Annotated in this window: 21 protein-coding genes and 2 riboswitches; all 21 genes read right to left on the bottom strand. The window is 53.9% G+C overall.

The window, feature by feature from the left end; translation table 11 throughout:
• Window positions 1-62 precede the first annotated feature (62 nt).
• A complete protein-coding gene (gene scpA / locus SELR_RS04050; RefSeq protein WP_014423926.1) occupies window positions 63-2264 on the bottom strand; it encodes a methylmalonyl-CoA mutase in 2202 nt (733 codons plus the stop codon).
• Window positions 2264-4441 (bottom strand): methylmalonyl-CoA mutase family protein, encoded by a 2178-nt coding sequence (locus tag SELR_RS04045; protein ID WP_014423925.1) that lies wholly within the window; start codon window positions 4439-4441, stop codon window positions 2264-2266. The genes scpA and SELR_RS04045 overlap by 1 nt, the downstream gene beginning before the upstream one ends.
• Before the next feature lie 187 nt (window positions 4442-4628).
• A riboswitch (cobalamin riboswitch) is annotated at window positions 4629-4812 on the bottom strand.
• 71 nt (window positions 4813-4883) lie between these two features.
• A complete protein-coding gene (gene mnmA / locus SELR_RS04035) occupies window positions 4884-5987 on the bottom strand; it encodes a tRNA 2-thiouridine(34) synthase MnmA (RefSeq protein WP_014423924.1) in 1104 nt (367 codons plus the stop codon).
• Between the two features lie 58 nt (window positions 5988-6045).
• Window positions 6046-8307 carry an anaerobic ribonucleoside triphosphate reductase gene (locus SELR_RS04030; RefSeq protein ID WP_014423923.1) on the bottom strand — a complete coding sequence of 754 codons (2262 nt, stop codon included), beginning with the start codon at window positions 8305-8307 and terminating at the stop codon, window positions 6046-6048.
• A 127-nt stretch (window positions 8308-8434) separates the two neighbouring features.
• A complete protein-coding gene (locus SELR_RS04025) occupies window positions 8435-9481 on the bottom strand; it encodes a sulfate/molybdate ABC transporter ATP-binding protein (RefSeq protein WP_014423922.1) in 1047 nt (348 codons plus the stop codon).
• On the bottom strand, window positions 9472-10143 hold the full coding sequence (gene modB, locus SELR_RS04020) for a molybdate ABC transporter permease subunit (protein WP_014423921.1): 672 nt from the start codon (window positions 10141-10143) through the stop codon (window positions 9472-9474). The genes SELR_RS04025 and modB overlap by 10 nt, the downstream gene beginning before the upstream one ends.
• 22 nt (window positions 10144-10165) lie before the next feature.
• Complete coding sequence (gene modA, locus SELR_RS04015; protein ID WP_014423920.1) at window positions 10166-10951, bottom strand: molybdate ABC transporter substrate-binding protein; 786 nt, start codon at window positions 10949-10951, stop codon at window positions 10166-10168.
• Window positions 10944-11087: riboswitch (molybdenum cofactor riboswitch) on the bottom strand. (Overlaps the previous gene by 8 nt.)
• 123 nt (window positions 11088-11210) lie before the next feature.
• Window positions 11211-11960: an RNA polymerase sporulation sigma factor SigH gene (gene sigH, locus SELR_RS04010; RefSeq protein ID WP_014423919.1), complete on the bottom strand. Its 750-nt coding sequence runs from the start codon at window positions 11958-11960 to the stop codon at window positions 11211-11213.
• Between the two features lie 153 nt (window positions 11961-12113).
• Window positions 12114-12890, bottom strand: coding sequence for a 23S rRNA (guanosine(2251)-2'-O)-methyltransferase RlmB (rlmB, locus tag SELR_RS04005; protein WP_050992791.1), 777 nt, complete (start codon window positions 12888-12890; stop codon window positions 12114-12116).
• A gap of 119 nt (window positions 12891-13009) precedes the next feature.
• On the bottom strand, window positions 13010-13705 hold the full coding sequence (thyX, locus tag SELR_RS04000; protein ID WP_014423917.1) for an FAD-dependent thymidylate synthase: 696 nt from the start codon (window positions 13703-13705) through the stop codon (window positions 13010-13012).
• A gap of 3 nt (window positions 13706-13708) precedes the next feature.
• On the bottom strand, window positions 13709-14197 hold the full coding sequence (locus tag SELR_RS03995; protein WP_014423916.1) for a Mini-ribonuclease 3: 489 nt from the start codon (window positions 14195-14197) through the stop codon (window positions 13709-13711).
• Window positions 14194-15621 carry a cysteine--tRNA ligase gene (gene cysS, locus SELR_RS03990; protein WP_014423915.1) on the bottom strand — a complete coding sequence of 476 codons (1428 nt, stop codon included), beginning with the start codon at window positions 15619-15621 and terminating at the stop codon, window positions 14194-14196. The genes SELR_RS03995 and cysS overlap by 4 nt, the downstream gene beginning before the upstream one ends.
• Window positions 15622-15646: 25 nt before the next feature.
• Complete coding sequence (ispF, locus tag SELR_RS03985; protein ID WP_014423914.1) at window positions 15647-16123, bottom strand: 2-C-methyl-D-erythritol 2,4-cyclodiphosphate synthase; 477 nt, start codon at window positions 16121-16123, stop codon at window positions 15647-15649.
• Entirely contained in the window at window positions 16120-16875 is a 756-nt protein-coding gene (ispD, locus tag SELR_RS03980) for a 2-C-methyl-D-erythritol 4-phosphate cytidylyltransferase (RefSeq protein WP_014423913.1), read from the bottom strand. The genes ispF and ispD overlap by 4 nt, the downstream gene beginning before the upstream one ends.
• A gap of 75 nt (window positions 16876-16950) precedes the next feature.
• On the bottom strand, window positions 16951-18099 hold the full coding sequence (locus SELR_RS03975) for a PIN/TRAM domain-containing protein (protein WP_014423912.1): 1149 nt from the start codon (window positions 18097-18099) through the stop codon (window positions 16951-16953).
• A 109-nt stretch (window positions 18100-18208) separates the two neighbouring features.
• Window positions 18209-18700: a CarD family transcriptional regulator gene (locus SELR_RS03970; protein ID WP_014423911.1), complete on the bottom strand. Its 492-nt coding sequence runs from the start codon at window positions 18698-18700 to the stop codon at window positions 18209-18211.
• Window positions 18701-18801: 101 nt separating this feature from the next.
• The gene (locus SELR_RS17605) at window positions 18802-19398 is read right to left on the bottom strand and encodes a CAP domain-containing protein (RefSeq protein ID WP_014423910.1); all 597 of its coding nucleotides are present in this window, start codon (window positions 19396-19398) and stop codon (window positions 18802-18804) included.
• Window positions 19399-19574: 176 nt separating this feature from the next.
• Window positions 19575-20492 (bottom strand): protein translocase subunit SecF, encoded by a 918-nt coding sequence (gene secF / locus SELR_RS03960; protein ID WP_014423909.1) that lies wholly within the window; start codon window positions 20490-20492, stop codon window positions 19575-19577.
• Complete coding sequence (secD, locus tag SELR_RS03955; RefSeq protein WP_014423908.1) at window positions 20479-21720, bottom strand: protein translocase subunit SecD; 1242 nt, start codon at window positions 21718-21720, stop codon at window positions 20479-20481. Before secD ends, secF begins: the two co-directional genes overlap by 14 nt.
• A 14-nt stretch (window positions 21721-21734) precedes the next feature.
• Window positions 21735-22112: a hypothetical protein gene (locus SELR_RS03950; RefSeq protein ID WP_231848114.1), complete on the bottom strand. Its 378-nt coding sequence runs from the start codon at window positions 22110-22112 to the stop codon at window positions 21735-21737.
• Between the two features lie 248 nt (window positions 22113-22360).
• The gene (locus tag SELR_RS03945; protein ID WP_014423905.1) at window positions 22361-23071 is read right to left on the bottom strand and encodes a PP2C family protein-serine/threonine phosphatase; all 711 of its coding nucleotides are present in this window, start codon (window positions 23069-23071) and stop codon (window positions 22361-22363) included.
• Between the last annotated feature and the right edge of the window lie 8 nt (window positions 23072-23079).

The following is a 23079-nucleotide window of genomic DNA, read 5'->3' as shown; positions in this document are numbered from 1 at the left end:
CGCAGCGGCGGAAGGGGATTGGCTTGCGATCCTATCAGCCCCTTTCGTCAGCCTGTGGCTGTTTACTCCTCGGCCAGTTCTTCTTTCGCCCGGTCAAGCAGCAGGTTCAAAAGCTTTATACCAGCCTCAGGAATATTGGTTCCTGGGGCAAAGATAGCTACTGCGCCGTGTTTATAGAGGTTGTCATAATCCTGCACGGGGATGACACCGCCGATGCAGACCATGATATCCTCACGGCCCAGTTTTTTGAGTTCATCCACCAGCTGGGGCAGGAGGGTGTTATGCCCCGCCGCCAGTGAACTGAAGCCCACCATATGCACATCGTTATCCACAGCATCCTGTGCCGTTTCCTCCGGTGTCTGGAACAGCGGGCCCACATCAACGTCCCAGCCCATATCGGCGAAGGACGAAGCAATAACTTTCTGACCGCGGTCGTGACCGTCCTGTCCCATCTTGGCTACAAAGATGCGGGGACGGCGGCCTGTGAGTTCTTCGAACTCGTCGGCCATAGCCCGGGCTTTATCCAGCTCGGTCTTGTCTGTGAACTCGGAAGAATAGACTCCCGAAATGGTATGAATAACCGCCTGATAGCGGCCAGAAACCTTTTCCACTGCGTCGGAAATCTCGCCCAAAGACGCACGCACCCGAGCAGCTTCCACAGCGCATTCCAGCAGATTGCCGTTATCACGGCTATCGGCTGCTTTCGTGATGGCCTCAAGGGCCCGGCGCACATCGTCCTCATTGCGTTCACGCCGCAGTTTTTCGAGGCGTTCCACCTGGGCATTGCGCACGGCAGTATTGTCGATGGCCAGGATCTCCAGGGGATCTTCCTTCTCCAGCCGGTATTTGTTCAAGCCCACAATGGTCTCGTTGCCCGAGTCGATCTGAGCCTGACGGCGGGCTGCCGCTTCCTCGATACGCATCTTGGGCAAACCCGTGGAGATAGCCTTGGCCATGCCGCCCAAGGCCTCGACTTCCTGAATATGGGCCCAGGCACGGCGAATGATCTCGTTGGTAAGGGCCTCCACATAATAGGAGCCGCCCCAGGGATCGATGATCTTGCAGACCTTGGTCTCGTCCTGGATATAGAGCTGCGTATTGCGGGCAATGCGGGCCGAGAAGTCCGTCGGCAGGGCAATGGCCTCGTCCAGGGCATTGGTATGCAGGGACTGGGTATGGCCCAGGGCCGCGCCCATGGCCTCCATAGCCGTGCGGGAGATATTGTTGAAGGGATCCTGTGCCGTAAGGGACCAACCCGAAGTCTGACAATGGGTACGAAGTGCCATGGACTTGGGTTCCTGAGCGCCAAAGGATTTGACGATCTTCGCCCAGAGCACGCGCGCCGCCCGCATCTTGGCCACTTCCATGAAGTAGTTCTTGCCGATGGCCCAGAAGAAGGACAGACGCTTGGCAAAGGCATCCACCGGCAGGCCGGCATTGATACCCGTGCGGATGTATTCCAGACCATCTGCCAGGGTATAGCCCAGCTCGATATCGGCCGGAGCACCGGCCTCCTGCATATGGTAACCGGAAATTGAGATGCTGTTGAACTTCGGCATGTATTTCGTGGTGTATTCGAAGATATCACCGATGATGCGCATGGACATTTCCGGCGGATAGATATAGGTGTTACGCACCATGAACTCTTTCAGGATATCGTTCTGGATGGTGCCCGCCATGATCTTCTTATCCACACCCTGCTCCACGCCGGACTGGATAAAGAAGGCCAGAATCGGCAGCACGGCGCCGTTCATGGTCATGGATACGGACATCTGATCGAGAGGAATCCCCGAGAACAGGATATTCATATCCAGCATGGAGCACACGGATACGCCAGCCTTACCCACATCACCTACAACACGGGGGTTATCCGCATCGTAGCCGCGGTGCGTCGGCAGGTCAAAGGCAATGGACAGACCTTTCTGACCGGCTGCCAGATTGCGCCGATAGAATGCGTTGGATTCCTCTGCCGTGGAGAAACCGGCGTACTGACGCACGGTCCAGGGACGGAAGACGTACATGGTGGAGTACGGCCCGCGCAGGCAGGGCGGAATGCCGCTGGCAAAATCCAGATGGTTCATATGGTCATATTCGTCATGGTTATATAAAGGCTTTACCGGAATGTGTTCCATGGTGCGGCGGGTATAAGCGTCGAAATCTGCACCGGCCTGTGCGCTGAAGAGTTTTTCCCACTCTTTGACATCAGCCCCCGTAGGTTCCCGCAGGCTCATATTGGTAAAGTCAGGGTTCGTAAAGCTTCCCATTATGCAATCATCCCTTTCTTCTGCTGCAGGAGCTGCAGGATCTTATAGCAGTTGGCCTTGACGGAGATATACTCATCAATGCCCGCTTCATTGTAGGTTTCAAGCAGGTCTTTCGGTGCCGCTCCGGCCAAGAATACCGTGGCATTGGGCAGGACCTCATGAAGTTTCGGTGCCAGCTCCGGCACGATTTCGGGATAAGTCGCATCCGTGGAGCAGATAACCACGGCATCCGCCCCGGATTCCTTGGCTGCCTGGGCTGCTTCCTCCACCGTGGGGAAGCCGTTATTGGTCAGCACCTCAAAGGCACCTACCTGCAGGAAGCCCGTGGTGAAATCCGCTCTGGCCTTGTGCTGTGGGATGGGCCCCATATTGGCCAGGAAGATCTTGACATTGTCGTGATGTTCTGCCTTGTAATCCTCCGTCAGCTTCCGCAGGGCTTCAAAGCGCTCGCTCCAGCGATGGGGGGCAATGGACGCGACTTCTTCGCTCACTCCGCCAGCCAGAGCACCGGCAATCTCTTCCGTAGTGGCGCCAGCCAGAGCCGCAGCAATGGCCAGTTCCCCTTCGTCCTTGCCAGCCTTCAGGGCTGTCAGCATTTCAAGCTTGAAGGCTTCATCAATATCAGCCAGATATTCCTCTACCTGAGCCGTGCGCTGTTTCTTATTCTCAGCCATATCTTCGGGACGCGGATCCAGCAGGGTTTCCGTCATATTCGGATACATATTGTTGCCTACGATCCTGTCCTTGCGGGTTTCCGAAGCCTTGAAACGGGCCGCCAGAACGCCCGCAATCTCACTTTGCGGATACCCTTCCTGCAAGGCTTTCAGGATGCCGCCCTTGCCCTCGATGACCTGGAACTCAGCCCAGATCTTTTCCTTCATCTGCTTGGTCAAAGTCTCCACAGCCCAGGAACCGCCTGCGGGATCGATGGGCTGTAGCAGGCCGAATTCCTCCTGCAGGATGATCTGCACATTCCGGGCAATGCGGCGGGAGAATTCGTCGCCTTTGCGGATGGGCTCATCAAAGGGCGAGCTCTCAAAGGAATCCACACCGCCCACGACACCGGAGAAGATTTCCGTGGTATTCCGAAGCATATTGACATAGGGATCATAGACGGTCTTGAAGAACAAGGCCGGACGGGCATGGATATGCATGCGCTGGGCTTCCTTGCTGCCACCAAAGGCCTCCACGATCTGCGACCAGAGCGGACGCAGGGCACGGAGCTTGGCAATCTGCAGGAAGAAGTTGGCCCCCATGGAGAAACCGAACATGATCTGCCCGGCAGCTTCTTCAATGGAGAGCCCCCGTTCCAGCATGGCCCGCAGATAGGCTACGGCCGTGGCCAGGGTATAAGCCGACTCCTGCACGTCGTTGGCACCGCCCCGGCTGTAGACATCACTGCGCACGAACACAGTCTTGAGCCCCGGAGCATGGGCAATGGCCCATTTGGCACAGCGGGCCATTTCATCGTAAAGGCTCGCCGTATCTTTGCTATTCTTGCCGCCAGCAGCCAATTCCCCTAAGGGATCAGCCCCGACGATGCCCCGGATCTGCTTTAGATCCTGACCAGAGGCCTTCAAAGCCCCGGCAAACAGGGAAAGCATCGGCAGCGCCGATTCCCCAGCATAGAGGTAAAGAGGATATTTATCGAGTTTCAGGCCATTGAGCAAGGTGTGCATATCATCCAGGGTGGTCACCGACACGCCCTCGTCCCCGGGGGCAGCTGCCTTGCGCACATCCTGCGCCTTCAGGCTGGCACTGTCCAGCTTGATATGGTAGATGGTGGAGCCTTTCTCCTGCTCGTGGCGCAGCAGCTCATTGTTTTCTGCGGGCATGGTTTCATCACAGGCCTGCGCTATCCCCCAGGGTTTTCCCAGATATCCGCTGGGCTGGGCACCACGCAGGAAATCGTCCATACCCGGGAAGGAATTCTTCGGCAGGATGTCTTCGGTATCCTTGCGGAAATACATGGGATCAAAGGTAATGCCCTCATAGGTTTTGGTGTACATTTTCTTCTCAAAGGGCGCTCCCTTCAAGAGGGCGATACAGGCTTCCTTCCACTCCTCATAAGTGGGCGGGGTAAACTCGTCCAAAGGCACATCGGGAAAGTCTGTCTGCTGCTCGGCTTTCTTCAAGATAGCCTGCAGATCCAGCTCGCCACCGGTTTCGTTACTCATAGCACAGCCTCCTCTTTTTCGGGGTAAACACAAAAATAAAAACGGCAACCTTTTCGCGAATGCAAAAAGATTGCCGTCTAATAATCGTGCCAAACAGAACATACGACAAACAGCCGTCGGCCTGAATACCCCACACTAGATTCAATCCCCTACCCATCGCTCGCAGGTACGACTCTGAAAGAGAGTCACGGTGATGCCAGAACAGGCAGTTCTCCTGGCTCGGTTTCATCATCCTGCATCGCCTTCCCAAGGTACGCTTATCTACCCCAGTGACATATTGTGCAGGACTCCACCTTACAGTGGCGGGACCGCTCCGGCTTATACCGGATTCCCTATTAAGTCCTTAGGACACCTGTTCCCCAAAATATTCAAATCTAATGTTAATATTAATACTAATTATTTAATTTGTCAAGAAAATCCGCCAATTTATGCCTGTTTTCTCTCATTTCGTCTTCTCTTGTGCGCCAAGCGGCTGCTCGATCATGGCGCCGCCCACCAGCACATCGCCTTCATAGAAGACTACGAACTGTCCCGGCGTAACCGCCCGCTGGGGTTCGGCAAACTCCACTTTCAGCAGGCCATCTGCCTGCAGGGAAAGCTTTGCCTTGGCCTCCCGCTTGCCATAGCGGATCTTGGCGCCAAATTCCATGCCGTCTTCCAGCTTATCGATAGCAATCCAGTTCGGATCGCTGGCCAGCAGACCAGTTGCGAAAACAGACTTATTGCCGCCTACCACCACTTCATTGCGCTTCACATCCAGCTTATGCACATAAAGGGGTTCGGGAGCGGCAATGCCCAAGCCCTTGCGCTGGCCAATGGTATAAAGGGGCACGCCCTCATGCCTGCCCAGCACATCACCGGCATCATTGACGATATTGCCCTTGTGCAGGCAGCCCGGCTTATGCTTGCGCAGGAAGGCCTTGTAATCATCATGGGGCACAAAGCAGATTTCCTGGCTCTCAGCCTTATGGGCCACGGGCAGATCCATGTTCTCTGCCAGCTCCCGCACATGCTCCTTGGTCATATCCCCCAAGGGCAGCAGGATATGCTGCAGGATGGGCTGAGGCAGGCGGTGCAGGGCATAGGACTGATCCTTATGCTCGTCCAGGCCCTTCTTCACCACATAGCGTCCATTGTCCAGCTGGCCAATGCGGGCATAATGCCCCGTAGCCAGGAAATCCGCCCCCAATTCCTTCGCCTTATCCAGCAGCAGGCCAAACTTCATGGACGGGTTGCACATGACACAGGGATTGGGCGTGCGCCCCTTGGCATATTCATCCAGGAAATAATCGATGACATTTTTCCGGAACTCCTGCCGGAAATCCGCCACATAATGCCGGATCCCCAAAGCCTCCGCGACTTTTTTGGCATCCCGTACGCAATCCGGCTCCTCGCCGGCAGCCACATCAACGGTCTCGCTGCGGCCTTCCTCCGTCAGCAGCATGGTTATGCCCAGCACCTCATAGCCCTGCTCCAGCAGCAATGCCGCTGTCAGGGAACTGTCCACGCCGCCGCTCATGGCCACGGCCACTGTCTTCTTGTCCAAAATAGCTCCTCCTATGAAACAGCCGGCAGACGATGCTGCCGGCCAAAGAATCTTATGCTTATTTCATGCGTTTGATGGTAAAACGGCCGCTTTCCACTTCCTTGCGATGGCAATGGGGGCATTCGTTTTCAATAAGACCAGTATAACCGCAGACAGGATCGCGGTCCACCGGGTGATTGATGGAGAAATAGCCCATGTCCGCATCATGCATGGCACGTACCAGACGTTCGAAGGCTTTGACATTCTTCGTGGGATCCCCGTCCATTTCGATATAGGCGATATGACCGGCATTTTCCAAAGCATGATAAGGCGCTTCGATGCGGATCTTGTCGATGGCCTTGATGGGATAGTAAACGGGCACATGACTGCTGTTGGTCATATAATCACGATCCGTGATCCCTTCAATCACACCATACTGCTTGCGGTTGGAGCGCTGGAACTGGCCGGCGGTGGATTCTGCCGGCGTGCCGAAGCAGGACCAGTTCATATGCTCCTCTGCCGTGTATTTGTCCATCCGCTCGCGGATATGGCCCACGATCTTCAGGCCCAGTTCCTGGGCTTCCGCACTTTCGCCATGATGCTTGCCGACAAGGGCCTTGAGGCACTCAGCCAGACCGCAGAAACCAACGGAATAGGAAGCATGCTTCAATACATCCTTGATGCTGTCGTCAGATTTAAGCTTTTCACTGTCCATCCAGACCCCCTGTCCCATGAGGAACGGGTAGTTGTAGACATGCTTGTCGGCAATGACATCCAGTCGGGCCAGGATATAGTCATGGCTGACCTCGATGTACTTATCCAACAGCTGCCAGAACTTGTCCATATCGCCCTTGGCTTCGAGGGCAAATTTCGGCAGATTCAGCGTGGTGAAAGCGAAATTGCCGCGGCTGCCGGACTCTTCCGGGCCGTTCACATTGCTCATGACACGCGTTCTGCAACCCATGGTGGCCACGGTGGAATTATAATCGCCGGGCTTATAATACTGCAGATTGTATGGTGCATCGATGTTCACGAAGTTCGGGAACAGGCGCTTGGCACTGGTCTTGCAGGCCTGCTGGAAGAGATCGTAATTGGGATCTTCCGGATTGTAGTTGACACCAGCCTTGAGCTGGAATACGGAAATCGGGAAAATCGGCGTTTCCCCGTTGCCCAGACCGGCCCAGATGGCGTTGAGTACCTCACGGGTAGCCAGTCTTCCCTCGGGGCTCGTGTCCATGCCGTAGTTCAGGGAGCTGAAGGGCACCTGCGCACCGGCACGACTATGGAGGGTGTTGAAGTTATGGATCATGGCTTCCATGGCCTGATGGGTTTCTTCCACCACATCGGCGCAGGCCAGACGGTAGACATTGCGGGCCAGGCGCTCCGCTTCATCATTCGGCAGCTGATAGGTTTCACTGAGTACCGTTTCCAAAGCTGCCTTGATGGCGTCTATGGATGCAGCGGCTTTCGGATCAGCCTGCGATTCCGTATAGCTGCAAGCCGCAAAATCCATAGCCGGCTTGAAATGGGTCTTGAATTCCTTTTCCGTGCCGAAATCATGGGTATCGAACTGATACATCAGCGCCTTATGGGACTCCGAAATCACGGCCTTGCGGAAGGATTTGCGCACACCATCGGCCATGGCATAGTCGAAAGCGTTGATGGCCTGACCGCCGAACATGTCATTCTGGTTGGACTGAATGGCAATGGCCGCCAGGGAGGCATAGGAACGGATGGAATTGGGCTCGCGCAGGAAGCCGTGCCCCGTGGAAAAACCGCCCTTGAAGAGCTTCAGCAGGTCAATCTGGCAGCAGTTGAAGGTGATCAGGGAGAAATCCTTATCGTGGATATGGATCCAGTTCTCCTTGTCTGCCTCGCGGAACTCGTCGGTGAGGACGTAGTTATCCACGAAGTGCTTGGCTCCCTCAGCGCCCAGCTTCAGCATGATACCCATGGAAGCGTCCGTATTGATGTTGGCATTGTCGCGCTTGGAGTCCACATCCACAGCATCAGCAAAGAAGATATCCCTATAGGAGGACATCAGATGCTTCTGAGCGATGCGGCGCTCCGCATGTTTCTGGCGGTAGGTGATGTATTTCTTGGCGATATCGTAGAAGTCGTACTTCATGAGCTCCTGCTCGACGATATCCTGAATTTCCTCCACGCTGACATTTTCCCGGTCCTGGATATCCCATTCCACCTGACTGGTGACTTCGTCGATATCCTTTTCAGACATTTTGTGGCCGCCGTCGTTATTGGCTCCGGCAATGGCGTTATAAATCTTCTCCCGGTTATAAGGTACAGTATGACCGGAACGCTTCGTAACAGTTTTCAAATTCATAAATAATGGATACCACTATATTTGTGGTTTTCCCTCACGCTCCCTCTATATATTGTGGTTAAGACTTGTCGTAACGGTATATATTGTAGCAAATTCCTGTCCATTGCGCAACATCAAATATTGTCCATCACCGTTCCATCAACATGATTTCAGCTGGCGGCAGGCGCAGATAAAGGCTGGCGGGATTTTGTAATTTTTTCCAGGACTCCTTGGAAAGTTCCAACCGCAAAGGTCTGCCGGAAGTTCCCTGCCTGCGCAGCATGATCAGATAGGAAAAGACATCCTCCACCACTTTGACCACCTCCATGGCAAAGATATTCTCCCCCGGCCCTGTGACCACTTCCATATAATGGGCCCGAATGCCGGCAAACTGCACATGATCCGGCACTTCTCCAGCCACATGCAGCTCCAGCTGCCAATCGAGGGCTGCAATTTTGTCCGGGGCAATTTTTTTCGCAGCAGATATATTTTTGCAGCCAGTCAGCAAAGTTGCGGCCAGGGTGTCGGGATTTTTGAAGAGGCCATGCTTCGTGTGGACTGCCTCCATCTGCCCCTGGTTGATTACGGCGATACGGTCAGCCAAACGATAGACCTCTCCCCGGTCATGGGATACCAGCAGGGCGGCACCATCGTAATCCTGCAGCACATCGCCAAGCTCTATTTCCAGCTGCCATTTCAAATAACTGTCCAAAGCCGAAAAGGGTTCATCCAGCAGCAGAAGCTCAGCATCTGCCGCCAGAATCCGGGCCAACGCCGCCCGCTGCTGCTGGCCGCCGGACAGTTCATGGGGATAGGCCTGTGCAAGGTTCTCCAGTTTGAACCGCGCCAGATTTTCCTGTACCTTGCAGGATTTTTCCCTTTCATTCCCGCAGGCCACAAAGGCGATATTTTCCGCAATGGTCATATTGGGAAACAGGGCGTAATTCTGGAAGAGATACCCCACCTTGCGGGCCTGAGGCTTCAGATTGATGCCTGCTTCGCTGTCGAAGAGCACCCGGCCATTCAGCACAATGCGTCCCCTATCCGGCGTTTCCAGCCCGGCGATACATTTGAGTGTCATGCTCTTGCCGCAGCCGGAAGCCCCCAGCAGGGCAAAGATTTCGTCTTGCACAGTGAAATCCGCCTGCAGGGTGAAACTGCGCAGCTTCTTTTCGATATCCACGCTCAGTTCCATAGTGCTGCCCCCTTATTCTGCCGAGCAATCCACCAGTTCATCAGCACGACAAACACAAGAGAGAAGGCCACGATAACCATGGCCCACTGCCCCGCCAGTTCATAATCGTTGGCCTGCACCGCCGCATAGATAGCCGTACTCATGGTCTGGGTGACGCCGGGGATATTGCCTGCAAACATGATGGTAGCGCCAAACTCTCCCAAGGCCCGGGTAAAGGACAGAACCAGTCCTGCCAAAATGCCCGCCCGGGCATTGGGCAGCAGGATATGCCAGAAGATGCGCCAATCCGATACACCCAATGTGCGGGCGGCATTGATGATATTCACGTCGATCTGCTCAAAAGCCCCCCGGGCTGTCCGATACATCAGGGGCAGCGAAACGACAATCGCGGCTATGACCGCCGCCTTCCAGGTAAAGACCAGCGTGATATCAAATTGCAGCAGAAATCTGCCAATCATGCTGCGCTTGCCAAACAGCAGCAGCAGGAAAAAGCCCACAACAGTGGGGGGCAAAACCATGGGCAACGTAATAACGGCATCAGCCAGTCCCTGAAAGCGCTGCATACGAACCACCATCAGGGCCAGGCCAATGCCGAGAAAGAACGTCGCCACCGTTGCCACACCTGCCGTCTGCAGGGTAATCATCAGTGGTGCCAGTTCCATAATCCACCTCTTAAACCATCTCTTATTTCACTTCAAAGCCGTATTTTTCAAAGAGCTTCTTATTTACATCATTGGAAACAAAGGCCAGGAAATCCTTGGCAGCGTCCAGCTGCTTGGAATCTTTAAGCGCTGCTGCCGGATAGATGATGGGCTTATGAGTATCTGCCGGCGCCGTGGCCACGACTTTGACCTTTTTGGATACAGCCGCATCCGTAGCATAGACCACACCGCAATCCGCATCACCGGATTCTACCCAGGACAGCACCTGCCGCACATCCGAGCCATAGACGGCCTTGGTTTTGATTGCCTCGAGAATCCCCAGCTTCGTGAAGACTTCCTCGGAATACTGTCCCACCGGCACGCCCTTGGGCTCACCCAAGGCAATATGCCGGATATCCGCCTCCGTCAGCTGTCTGAAATCCTTGATAACCTTGCCGCCTTCCGCCGGCACGATCAGCACCACCTCATTGACCAACAGATCCTTGCGGGTACCCTCAGCCAGCAGCCCGTCCTTTTCCAAAGCATTCATCTGCTTCTGGGCCGCCGAGAAAAACAGATCCGTCTGTCCGCCGTTCTGGATAGCCTGCTGCAAGGCACCGGAACTGCCGAAATTGAAGACAATCTTCACATTTGGGTGTTCCTTCTCATAGTTGGCTGCCATTTCCTGCATGACATCCGTCAGGCTGGCCGCCGCCGCCACATGCAGTTCCACCGGCTCGGCTTTTTTCTCCGTCTGAGCCTGCTCACCGCCACAGCCTGCGGCCAGCAGCACCATCATCGACAGGATCAGCGCAAAAATCTTTTTCATCATTACCACTCCTTTTCAAATCGCGGAAGGCACAGGGATTTCTCCCCGCACCCGGGAACGGAAAACCGTTCCGGCTGGCCATCCTAGCAGATTGCGCCGCTGCCTTAGATATACCAGCTCGGAGACATTACCAAAAAAATTATAACATAGATATTTTTCCCCTTCAATGCGTTTTGTCATAGACATTATTGTTTGTTCTTGTTGCAAAAAAACTGACCAGTCAATTGACCGGTCAGTCCTATAATGCATATAAATGATTTCAACGCAGATAATCGTCTTCATCAATGCCCCGCAAACGGCGGTTAATGGAGCTAAGGCCCCGATAGATGGTGGTCACATCGAGTTCATCCCCGCGCTTCTCCATGTACTTCTCCAGCTTCCGCTTCACCCGCTGCAAAGCGTTGTCGATGGATTTCACATGGCGGTGCAGGTCTTCGGCAATCTCCTGATAGCTCTTGCCATCGAGATAGCTCATGAGAACCTTCCACTCCAGGTCGGAGAGTATCTCCTCCATCTTCTTCTCGATATCCACAAACTCCTCACGGCTGATGACCAGTTCTTCCGGATCCGTAACCTTGGCTCCGGAAAGGACATCTAAGAGGGTTCTGTCCGAATCCTCATCATAGATGGGCTTGTTCAGCGAGATATAAGAGTTCAGCGGAATGTGCTTCTGCCGCGTTGCGGTCTTGATAGCCGTAATGATCTGCCGTGTCACACACAACTCCGCAAAAGCCCGGAAGGAGGACAGCTTGTCATTGCGAAAATCCCGTATCGCCTTGTAAAAGCCAATCATACCTTCCTGAATGATATCTTCACGATCTGCCCCGATCAAGAAATAGGAACGAGCCTTGGCACGCACGAAATTACGGTATTTGTTGATCAAATAATCCAGCGCGGCTTTGTCGTTGCTATCCTTGATGGCCAGCAGTATCTCCTCATCCGTGAGCTTGGCGAATTCACTGTAGATTTCTTCTACAAATAAATCTTCTGTAGTTTGTTCTGCTTCCATCGCACGTTCCCCTTTACTGAAAACTTCCCCAGTTTTCATTCTTGCAATCCCCTTATACTTTTCAGTACGTTTTGATTATACCCCTATTGTAAGGTAATAGTCAAGGAAGGTCATAGGACTTTAGTCCCCTTGAGCAATATTTGTTGTAAAGTATCAACTTTTCTTGGCCAAACGCTGACGCATGGATTCATACATCAAAATTGAGCCAGCCACAGAAGCATTGAGGGAATTGATCTTTCCCACCATGGGCATCTTCACGATGAAGTCACATTGCTCCTTGGTCAGACGCCCCATGCCCTTGCCTTCGCTGCCCACCACCAGCACCAGCGGGCCCGTCAGGTCAGCTTCATAATAATTCTGGCTGCCATCCATATCGGCGCCAGCCACCCAGAAACCTTTTTCCTTCAAGGCCTTCAATGTCTGGGAAATATTGCCGATGCGGGCTACCGGCACGTATTCTACCGCCCCGGCCGAGGTCTTGGCCACGGTGGCCGTCAGGGGAACACTGCGGCGCTTCGGGATCAGCACCCCATGTACACCGGTGGCGTCTGCCGTACGCAGCAGCGCACCCAGATTATGGGGATCTTCCAATTCGTCCAGCAGCAACAGGAAAGGCGGCTCGCCAGCCGCTTCCGCCTTGGCCAGGATATCGTCAAGTTCCGCATAGGCTACAGGAGCCACATAAGCCAGCACGCCCTGATGACGCAAACCACCGGCTACGGACTCAATCTTGCCGCGCTCCACGAACTGCAGCACAATGCCCCGTTCCTTGGCCAGGGCCACGATTTCGCTGACCTGACCTTCCCGGTCGCCATCGGCCAGCAGGATCTTATTGATGCCGCGCCCGGCCCGCAGGGCTTCCGTCACCGCATTGCGGCCAATCAGCACATCTTCGGGCAATTCCCGAGCTTCTGCGCCCTGGTCCGCCATTTTCTTACTGGTCATTTTCTGGTTGGCCAGCATCTGACGGGTCAATTTTTCCAAGGGCTTTTTGCTGTCTTTGTTATCGCGCTTCTTGAAACGCGGCTTATCCTTACGGTTATCGTTTCTCATGCTTCTTTCTCCCGTAATTTCAGCATCTCACTGAGCTTGCCGCAGGTCATGGCCCCTTCCGGACAGCGCCCCGTGTTGACGCAGCTGGCGCCCGCATTGAAGAACAGCGTCGGCGCCACTTTCTTGGCCTCAGCCAGCATCTTATAGGCCATGTCCCGGATTTCCCACTGGGCCCGGTTGCAGCAGCGCAGATTGAAGAAATGCATGAGGCTGCGGGCGTTCATGGTCACGAGGATTTTCGTCTCCGTGGCATTGGCCAGCACATAGCGGGCATCTTCCTTGGGCACGCCCATTTCCGTGAGCTCGTCATAGGTCTTGCGGATTTCCTCCAGCAGGGCTTCGTATTTGGCCATAGCCTCAGGCTTTTCCGCAATGGAGGGCGGCGTGATGTACTGGAAGCCATGAGCGGCCACATAGCGCTGGGACTGCTGGTCATAGGAAGCAATGCGGTGGCGCACGAGCTGATGGGTCAGCACCCGGCTGACACCTTCAATGCCGAAGGTGAAGCTGGCATGTTCCAGGGTGGAGCCGTGGCCTAAGGCCACCATGCGGCGCACCATTTCCTTCACTTTATCATCGCTGAGCTTTTCCGCCAGCTCCTCCGCACCGCTGGCCGAATAGCAGAGCCGTGCCGCCATGGCCACTGCCCGCTCCGGCTCCGGCGTATAGTTCAAAAGTTTTACTTTTATCATTCGTTAATTCTTCTCCCGTATTTCCTTCATCATGGCCTGCGAGATGATCTGGAAGGACATTTCCGCAATCTCGTAGAGCCGTTCATTCTGCTCGGAGAGATAAAGACTGCCGAGCAGGGCTTCAAAGCCGGTACTGGCATGGTATTCCGCCACAGAGGCACTGCGGGGTGCATGGCTCTTGGCATTGCGCCCCCGGCGATAGATAGCCTTCTCTTCTTCGGTGAGCTTATCCTCAATCCCCTGATAGGCCTTGGCCTGCCAGACTGCCGACACCATCTGGGCACTGAAGGAGTGCAACGCCTGCACCTTGGCCTGCTCATAGGAAAGCAGCCGCGTGCGCACGAAGAGATGGAAGTAGGCATCCCCCACATAGGCCAAAACCAGCGGGTTCAGCTGCTTCACATCCACATCTTTGTAACGCTGCAGGATGCCCCCGTCCCCATCGGGCTGGAACATCATCTCAACGAGCATCTTGAAATGGTCAAACTTCATGCTTTTTTCCACCGTACGCCCTGGGGTGTATCTTCGAGGATTACCCCGGCTTCCTTGAGTTCATCACGGATCTTGTCCGCCAGAGCCCAGTTCTTTTCCTTGCGGGCATCCTGCCGGATATTGATGATAAGATCCATTAATTTATTCGCTAAGCCATCATCAGCGGCCTCTTCCTGCTCGAAGATGCCGATAATGCCCGTCATCAGCTTGTAGGCCTCTGCCACTTTGGCAAAGTTCTCGCTGTCGAAGGCTGTGCCCTTGTTCATGACATCCTGATAGTAGATGTTGATGTCCTTGGACAGGGCAAAGATCTGGCTGATGGCCAACGCCGTATTGAAGTCATCGTCCATGGCTTCATGGAATTCCTTGACATAGCCTGCGGCCTTGTCCGCCAATTCCTTGGCCGTATCGCTCTTGCCGGCTTTGGCCAGCAGCTCATCCATAAAGCCCTTGGACTGGGCCAGACGGTTCAGGCTGGTCTGGGCTTCCTTGAGGCGCTCGTCGCTGAAGTCCAGGGGGCTTCTGTAATGGGTCTGCAGGATGAAGAAGCGCACGACTTCGCCCGGGTATTCAGCCAGGATGTCCTTGACGGTGAAGAAATTGTTCTTGGACTTGGACATCTTCTCGTTATGGATGGTGATGAAACCATTGTGGAGCCAATACTGGGCAAAGCTGTGCTCATCGCCGATGCAGGCCTGACTCTGGGCAATCTCGTTTTCATGATGCGGGAAGATCAGGTCGCTGCCGCCGCCATGGAAGTCAAATTTCTCCCCAAGATATTTCAGGGACATGGTGGAGCACTCGATATGCCAGCCCGGGCGACCTTTGCCCCAAGGGCTGTCCCAACTGGGTTCGCCGGGTTTGGCTGCCTTCCAGAGGGCAAAGTCCATGGGATGTTCCTTGCGCTCATCCACATCAATGCGGGCACCGGCCTGCATATCTTCCAGCTTGCGGCCGCTGAGTTTGCCATAGCCGGCAAATTTTTCCACCCGATAGAACACGTCACCGTTGTCCACGGCATAGGCGTAGCCCTTGTCCACCAGCTTCTGCACCATGGCGATGATGTCGGGGATTGTTTCGCTGACGCGCGGATAGATATCCGCCCGCTTCACATTCAGGGCATCCATAGCCTTGAAGTAAGCATCGATATAACGGCCGGAAATATCACTCCATTTCACGCCCTCTTCATTGGCGGTGCGGATGATCTTGTCATCCACATCGGTGAAGTTCTGGATATAGCGGACCTTATAGCCCTTATGTGCCAGATAGCGGCGGATCACATCCCAGGTCACAAAGGGACGAGCATTGCCGATATGGGGATGGTTATAGGGCGTAACGCCGCAGCAATAGATGCTGGCCTCCCCCTCTTTCAGGGGCTTGAATTCTTCCTTGCTGCGACTCATGGTATTATAAACTTTTAACATTAAGATTCCTCCTGCTTGACCTTGATCAAGCCTTTTCGATACCTGCCACCGCGTAGGCGGAGATACCTTCCTCACTGCCGGTAAAGCCCAGCTTTTCCTCAGTGGTGGCCTTTACATTAACCTGGTCAATATCAACGCCCAATACACGGGCGATATTTGCGTTCATCTGCGGGATAAAGTCCTTCATCTTGGGCTTCTGGGCCACGATGGTGGCATCCACATTGCCCGTGACATAGCCTTTTTCTTTGATAAGCTCTGCCACATGGGCCAGGAGCTTCATGCTGTCCGCTCCCTTGAAGCGCGGATCGGTATCGGGGAAATGACGGCCGATATCACCTAACGCCGCTGCCCCTAAAAGGGCATCAGCCACGGCATGCAGCAGCACATCCGCATCGGAATGGCCCAACAGCCCTAAGGTATGGGGGATTTCCACGCCCCCGATAATGAGCTTACGGCCTTCCACTAAACGATGGACATCATAGCCCATGCCAAATCTTGTCATTTGTCAGCCTCCTTCAACCACGCCTCACGAGCTTCAGCGGCAGCCGCCTGCAGGCTCTTTGCCTCATCCTCGGCCGTACACTGCAAAAACGCTTCGGCAATCAGCAGATCTTCCGGCGTGGTCACCTTGATATTGCGGTAATCGCTCTGCACCACGGCCACCGGAGCGCCGATGCGCTCCACAAGGCTGGCATCATCGGTGCCCAGGAAATCATCGACGATAGCCGCCTCATTGGCCTTCACTAAAATATCCTTGCGGAACCCCTGCGGTGTCTGCACTTCCCAAAGGGTGCTGCGGGGCGGCGTATCCACCACCAGCCCGTCTGCGTCCACCACCTTGATGGTGTTCTTGGCGGGTACCGCCGCAATAGCTCCCCCTTTGTCACGGGCTGTATCGATAACCGCCTGAATGGTCTTTGGGGTCACCAGCGGGCGGGCGGCATCATGCACCAGCACCACATCGGCACTTTCACTGACCTGCTGCAATCCATTACAGATGGAATACTGGCGTTCACTGCCACCGGCCACTACCTGAAAAGGCTTCAAGCCGCTGACCTTGCGCAGCTGTTCCTCCACCGCCGCCACTTCATCCGCAGCCACCACCACGATAAGCTCTCCGACTTCTGCCACCGCCGAAAAAGTTTTCAGCGTGCGCACGAGAATGGGCTCCCCTGCCAAAGTCAGCAGCACTTTATTTATACCAGCCTGCATTCGTTTTCCCTGCCCGGCGGCGGGGAAAATAACACTGACCATATTATCACTCCTAAGTCACGAAACTGTGAAACAGCCTGCCCCGAGGGCAGGCTTATTCACAGCATCCTGTACATACTATTTCGGCTTGGCAAAAATCATTCTGCCTGCCGCCGTCTGCAGGGCAGACGTCACTTCCACCTCGATGGTCTCACCCATATAGCGGTTGCCGTTTTCCACGACAATCATGGTGCCATCCTCAAGATACGCAACCCCCTGACCTGCTTCCTTGCCGGATTTGACAATCGCCACCTGCATGGCCTCCCCAGGGATGACCACAGGCTTAACGGCATTGGACAGAGCGTTGATATTGAGCACTTCCACGCCCCGCAGCTGCGCCACCTTGTTGAGGTTGAAATCATTGGTGATGATCTTGCCCCCCACCTGCTGGGCCAGCTGTACCAGCTTGGAATCCACCTCGGGAATATCCTCGAAATCTTCCTCGGTGATCTGCACCTTCATGCGCGTCTCCTGACGGATCTTCTGCAGGATATCCAGCCCCCGCCGGCCCCGCACCCGCTTCAGCGCATCGGCAGAATCGGCGATGTGCTGCAGTTCCTCCAGCACGAATACCGGAATCAGAAGCGTACCTTCCAAAAAGCCCGTCTCGCAGATATCGGCAATGCGGCCATCGATGATGACGCTGGTATCCAGCAGCTTGTAACAGGGCTGTTCACCAGCCTCTGCCGCCGGAAGCTTCGGTGCTGCCGCCTGCTTAGCCTCCCGGATCTTGACCAATTCCTTCATGAACTTCGGAATGAAGTCAAAGATGCTCACAAGCTCCGAACGCTTTTTTATCATGATATGAATACCAAGATAGCCCAGCACGATGCTGAACACCACCGGGATATACTCGCCCACCACGGGAATCTTCGAGAAAGCATAACCCAGCAAATTTGCAATAATGAGTCCGATAAGTAAACCAATGGCACCAGCAATCACATCATGGGTTGGCATTTTGTTCAGCTGGGCCTCCACAAACACGGCAAAGCCCTTGAGTTTGCGGATAAAAAAAGGAGATAAGAGAAAACCAAAAGCAGCGCCCAAGGCCGCCCCAAAGAGAATGCTCAGGAAACCGGCAATGGACAGCTTGAAAAAGCCCATCTCTGTTTCCAGGATCTCCGTACTGATAAAAAAGGTCAACAGCGGCGTCGCCATATTCAGAAGTGCTCCGCCTGCTATCGCCAGCAGCATGATAATGAAGAAACGCAAAACTCGGTCTAACATACAATCACCTCCTTCCTGCGATATTTACTTGCATAACTTTAAGTATAGTAAATTTTGCCTGCCACTGTCAACGATAAAAAGGCAGATAGCTACAACTATCTGCCTTCATTCACTTGCTGCCGTTAGCCGCCAGGATATCATCCATCCAGCCTTCCACTTCGGCCGGACTCTTGTCGCAGGCATAGACCAACTCACTCACGACAATCTGCCGTGCCAGATCCAAAAGCCTGCGTTCACCTGCCGATATCCGCCGCTCCCGTTCCTGCACCACGAGATTTCTTGCCACTGCGGCTGCATCGCAGATATCACCGGATTTCAGCCGCTCCAGATTCGTATGATACCGCCGGTTCCAGGTGCCCATCAGCCGGTCAGGCTCGTCCTCAAGCACATCCCGCACTTCATCCACCCGTTCTTCCGAAATCACATCACGCAGGCCGATATGATCTGCCCGATCCGCAGGAATCATCACCTTCATGTCCCCCAGCGGCATCTGCAATACATAATAAGACCTGCCCTCGCCTAAAAAATCACACTTCTCAATACCGGCAATGATACCGGCACCATGCATTGGATAGACCACCTTATCACCGATTTGTAACAAGCACCCACCCCCATTATCAAGAAGAAATAATAACGATTCAGGAACCCATTACTATTATTTTAACATAAATTTAGAAATTTTTCAAAAACATTTTTTACAATCTATTCTCCTGAGCCTCTGAACAGCTGCACCCAATAATGCGTATACTGCGAGCCGTCCTGCTTGAGGTAACCCACACCCAGTTCCTCGTAGGCCGGATTCAGGATATTCGCCCGATGGCCGGAACTATTCATCCACATGTCGACGACCGCCACCGGCGTTGCCACCCCGGCCGCAATATTTTCCCCCACGCTGCCCCGGCCATTGTCAATCATATCCGTACAGGATTCGCCATTGGGACGAGTATGGGAAAATTCCTGCGTAATCTCTTCGGCACGTATGGCGGCAGCCTGCATCAACTCCTGGGAAAGATGCAGCGGCGAAAGGCCACGTGCCTCCCGCTCCTTATTGACAAGGTCCAGAACGCCCTGTGCCTGTGCATTGTCAGTCGAATAGGGAACATCTGCTGACGCTTCTTCCTCGACGTTACAATCCGCTTCCTCCGCATCGTCATCACATTCCACCCATTCATCACACGCACTGCTTTCCGTACATTCATCGTCCATCTGACATTCCGCCGCTGCCTCGGCTGGTGAAAAAATCATTGCCGCTGCAAAAAATAATATCAATAACCTATTCAAAATATTCCCACAATACATAGTATAACCTCCTCTGCCAAAAACAACATCATATATATTATACATGCATTTATACGCTTTGAAAACAATAAGCCCGGTGAGCAGATGACTTTTCCACAATGTTCGGCAAACCTGCCAAAGCTCAAAAAATATCATCTGCCCACCGGGCATCTTATCCTATCAATACAAACTGCTTCTTACTTTGCCACAGCCGCACTGGCCACAGCTTTTTTCTTGTCTCCCATTTTACGAAGCACAATCCACAGGGGGCTGGCAATGAAAATGGAAGAATAGCAGCCACAGCCAAAGCCAACCAGCAGGGCAAAGGCGAAATCTTTCGTCGTTTCGCCGCCGAAGAAGTAGAGGGCAAAGGTCGTGAACATAACAGTGAACACCGTATAGAGGGAACGGGTCAGCGTCTGGAAGATGGAGGTATTCACCAGCTGCACCACATCGCCGCCGCGGCGGAAATGCAGCTTCAGATTCTCGCGGATGCGGTCAAAGATAACGATGGTATCGTTGATGGAATAACCGACAATCGTCAGGAGTGCCGCAATGAAGGACGAATCGATCTGACGTCCCGTGAAGGAGAATACCGCCAATACAATCAGGATATCGTGAATCAGGGCCAGCACCGCCGACACACCGAAGCGCCATTCAAAGCGATAAGCCACATAGGCGATGATCAGTGCCCAGGAAACCACCAGAGCCAGCACGGCATTGGTTATGAGCTCGCCACCAATGGTAGCGCCCACTTTTTCCTCGCGCAGCACATCGTAATTGCCCACATCGGTCTTGATGGCCGCCATGACTTCCTTGCGCTGAGCCTCTTCCATATCCGTGGTACGGATCATGACATTTTCGGCTTCCGTCACACCGGATTCAGCCCCCGTGAGCTGGATCTGGGAGCCTTCCAGGCCGAATTTCGCCAGGCTCGTACGCACTTCGGCAATGGCCACGGGCCGTTCGAATTTCAAATCGATGATGGTACCGCCGGTAAAGTCGATACCGAAGTTAAAGCCCCGGGTAAACATACAGATAAGCCCGGCGACGATGATGATGCTGGAAATAGCAAACCAGAGTTTGGAGCGTCCGGCAATATCAAGCTTGTTCATGCTTCAAGTCCTCCTTTTTCCACAGCATATAGCCGTTAGCGCCATATGCACTGGGATTTTCCGAAATCTTGGAATTGATCATGAGCTTCAGCAGATACTGCGAAAGCGTGATAGCCGTCAGCATGGAGAGCATGGTGCCCAGACCAAGGGTGATGGCAAAGCCGCGAATCGTGCCCGTGCCTAAGAAGAACAGCACGCCAGCAGCGATGATCGTGGTGATATTGGAGTCAAAGATGGTCGTGAAGGCACGCTTGAAGCCCGCATCCATGGACAGACGCAAGGTCTTTCCCTGAATCTGATACTCTTCTTTGAAATGCTCGAAAATCAACACATTGGCGTCAACGGCCATACCGATGGACAGGATGATACCGGCCACACCAGGCAGTGTCAGGGTTGCATCCAGCAGATACAACAGTGCCAGCAGCACCACCGTATAAGCCATCAAAGCCACGTCAGCGATAAAACCGGACAAACGGTAGAATAAGAGCATGAAGATCAGGACGGCGCCAATACCTACAGCAAAGGCAAAGACGGATTTATCCTTGGAATCCTGGCCGAGCGTCGGGCCAACGGTACGGGTTTCGATGATGTTGACCTTCACCGGCAGGGCACCGCTGCGCAGCACCACAGCCAGGTTCTGGGCTTCTTCCAGCGTCTTCTGCCCCGTGATTTCTGCCTTGCCACCTACAATCGGCTCACGCACATTCGGCGCCGTCAGCACTTCGCCGTCCAGCAGGATGGCAATGGTGCGCCCCACGTTTTTCGTGGTGAGATCCGCAAATTTCTTAGCGCCCTCATCGGAGAATTCCAGATTGACCACATTCTGGCCGCTCTGCTGATTGGTAGCTGCCTGAGCATCTTTCAGATCCGTACCCGTGAGGACGGTGTTGCCTTCCTCATCTTTGAATTCCAGCATAGCGGTCTTGCCGATGGTCTTGATGGCCGCATCGGGATCTTTGACGCCCGGCAGTTCGATGATGACCCGGCGCTCACCTTCACGCTGGATAATCGGCTCCGTAAGGCCCAAAGAGTTTACACGCTTTTCCATGATGGTGACCACGCGGTTCATGGCATCATCATTTACCTTGGCAATATCTGTGTCCTCTGCTTCGAGTACCACATGGGTACCGCCCTGCAGGTCAAGTCCCTGACGGATGGAGAAAGCCAACGGCTTCACAAAGGCCAGGAAAATGCCAATGATGGCAACGACACAGACAATCAGTTTCATGAGATTGTTCTTTCTCAAGAGATTTCATCCCCTTTTGTCTTTCGTTTTCTGTATTCTTGGATAAAGTTGATGACCTTATCCCGCACCTGCTGGGCATTGTATTTATCAGTCTGAATGTAGAGATCCGCATGCGCCTTGGCATCCGCCAGCCGCTTATGCTGGACTTCCAACCGGGATTCATCCCAATAAACCACCCGCCGCTTATGGATAGCAGGCATGGTCGCATCAATCATCACCAAAATATCTGGATGGCGCTTCGCCCAAAAATCATGAATCCCGGAATGTTCCTGCGCCACATTATAAGCATCATACCCAGCAGCCTTTAATCCAGCCACAAGCGTAGTCTTCCCCGAAGCACAAACTCCTACAATCGCAATCTTCAAGACAATCACTCCTATCCAGTTATATAAAATTTATAAGGGAATAAGAGGCAAATGCCCCTCCCACCGCTGACGCCAGAAATATGCCACCGGCATATTCCCCCCCTCCCCAAAGTGGCGGGCTATGGGGCCAGCTACGGTTTCCCTGGCGCTCAAGGATGAGCGCCCTGCGGCCGTAAATTCCCGGAAGGAATTTCAGGCCGCAGTTTCTTTTGGTACTTTTCTTTGCACCAAAGAAAAGTACACAACTACTCATTAACTTAATATGGATATGTTACCTCAAGCTGCTCTATCTTGGGGCTGGACGGAGAGCCGTCCGTTATCCCCATGACGAGAACCGTCATGTCATCACTAGCCTTATCCGCATCCAGCGACAAGGCATAATCCATAATGCTCTTGGCAATAAACGCCGCATCCTCTGCCTCGTTCTTGCGGACAATCTCCATGATTTTCTCAAACTCTGCCGGACGGCCGCTGCGCTTCTTCCCCGCATGGGCAATGCCATCGGTATAGGACACGATGATCATGCCTGCCGTCAGCGGCACCTCATACATCAAAGGCTTCATATGACGGTTGACACCAATGGGCTCCACATTCTCATCATAGACCGTCTCATACTCCGGCGTCCTGATGATGACCGGACAGTTGGAATTGCGGCTGATCACCGCCGTCTCCGTATCGAGATCGGCACTGACCACCGTCAAGGTGCAGGACACCTTCTTGTCCTTCATGGCATAAAGATAATCATGCACCGCCCGGGCCACCGCCCCGTCACGGGCTCCGTCGGAAATCAGCTGCGTGGCCTTATTCACCACCCAACTGCTGGTATGATGGGCCGCCAGCCCATTGCCCTGCCCATCCGCAATGATTGCCGAAATCCCCCCATGAGGACGCTCAACAATATCACAAGTATCGCCACAGACTTCCGTTGCATACTTAGAAGTCTTGGCCATGCCAATCTTTACTTCCATAATACACA

This window comes from Selenomonas ruminantium subsp. lactilytica TAM6421 (genome assembly GCF_000284095.1).
GTDB classification, from domain to species: Bacteria; Bacillota; Negativicutes; order Selenomonadales; family Selenomonadaceae; genus Selenomonas_A; species Selenomonas_A lactilytica.
Note: the sequence above shows the minus strand (reverse complement) of the source record. Positions and strands in the feature narration are given on the sequence as shown.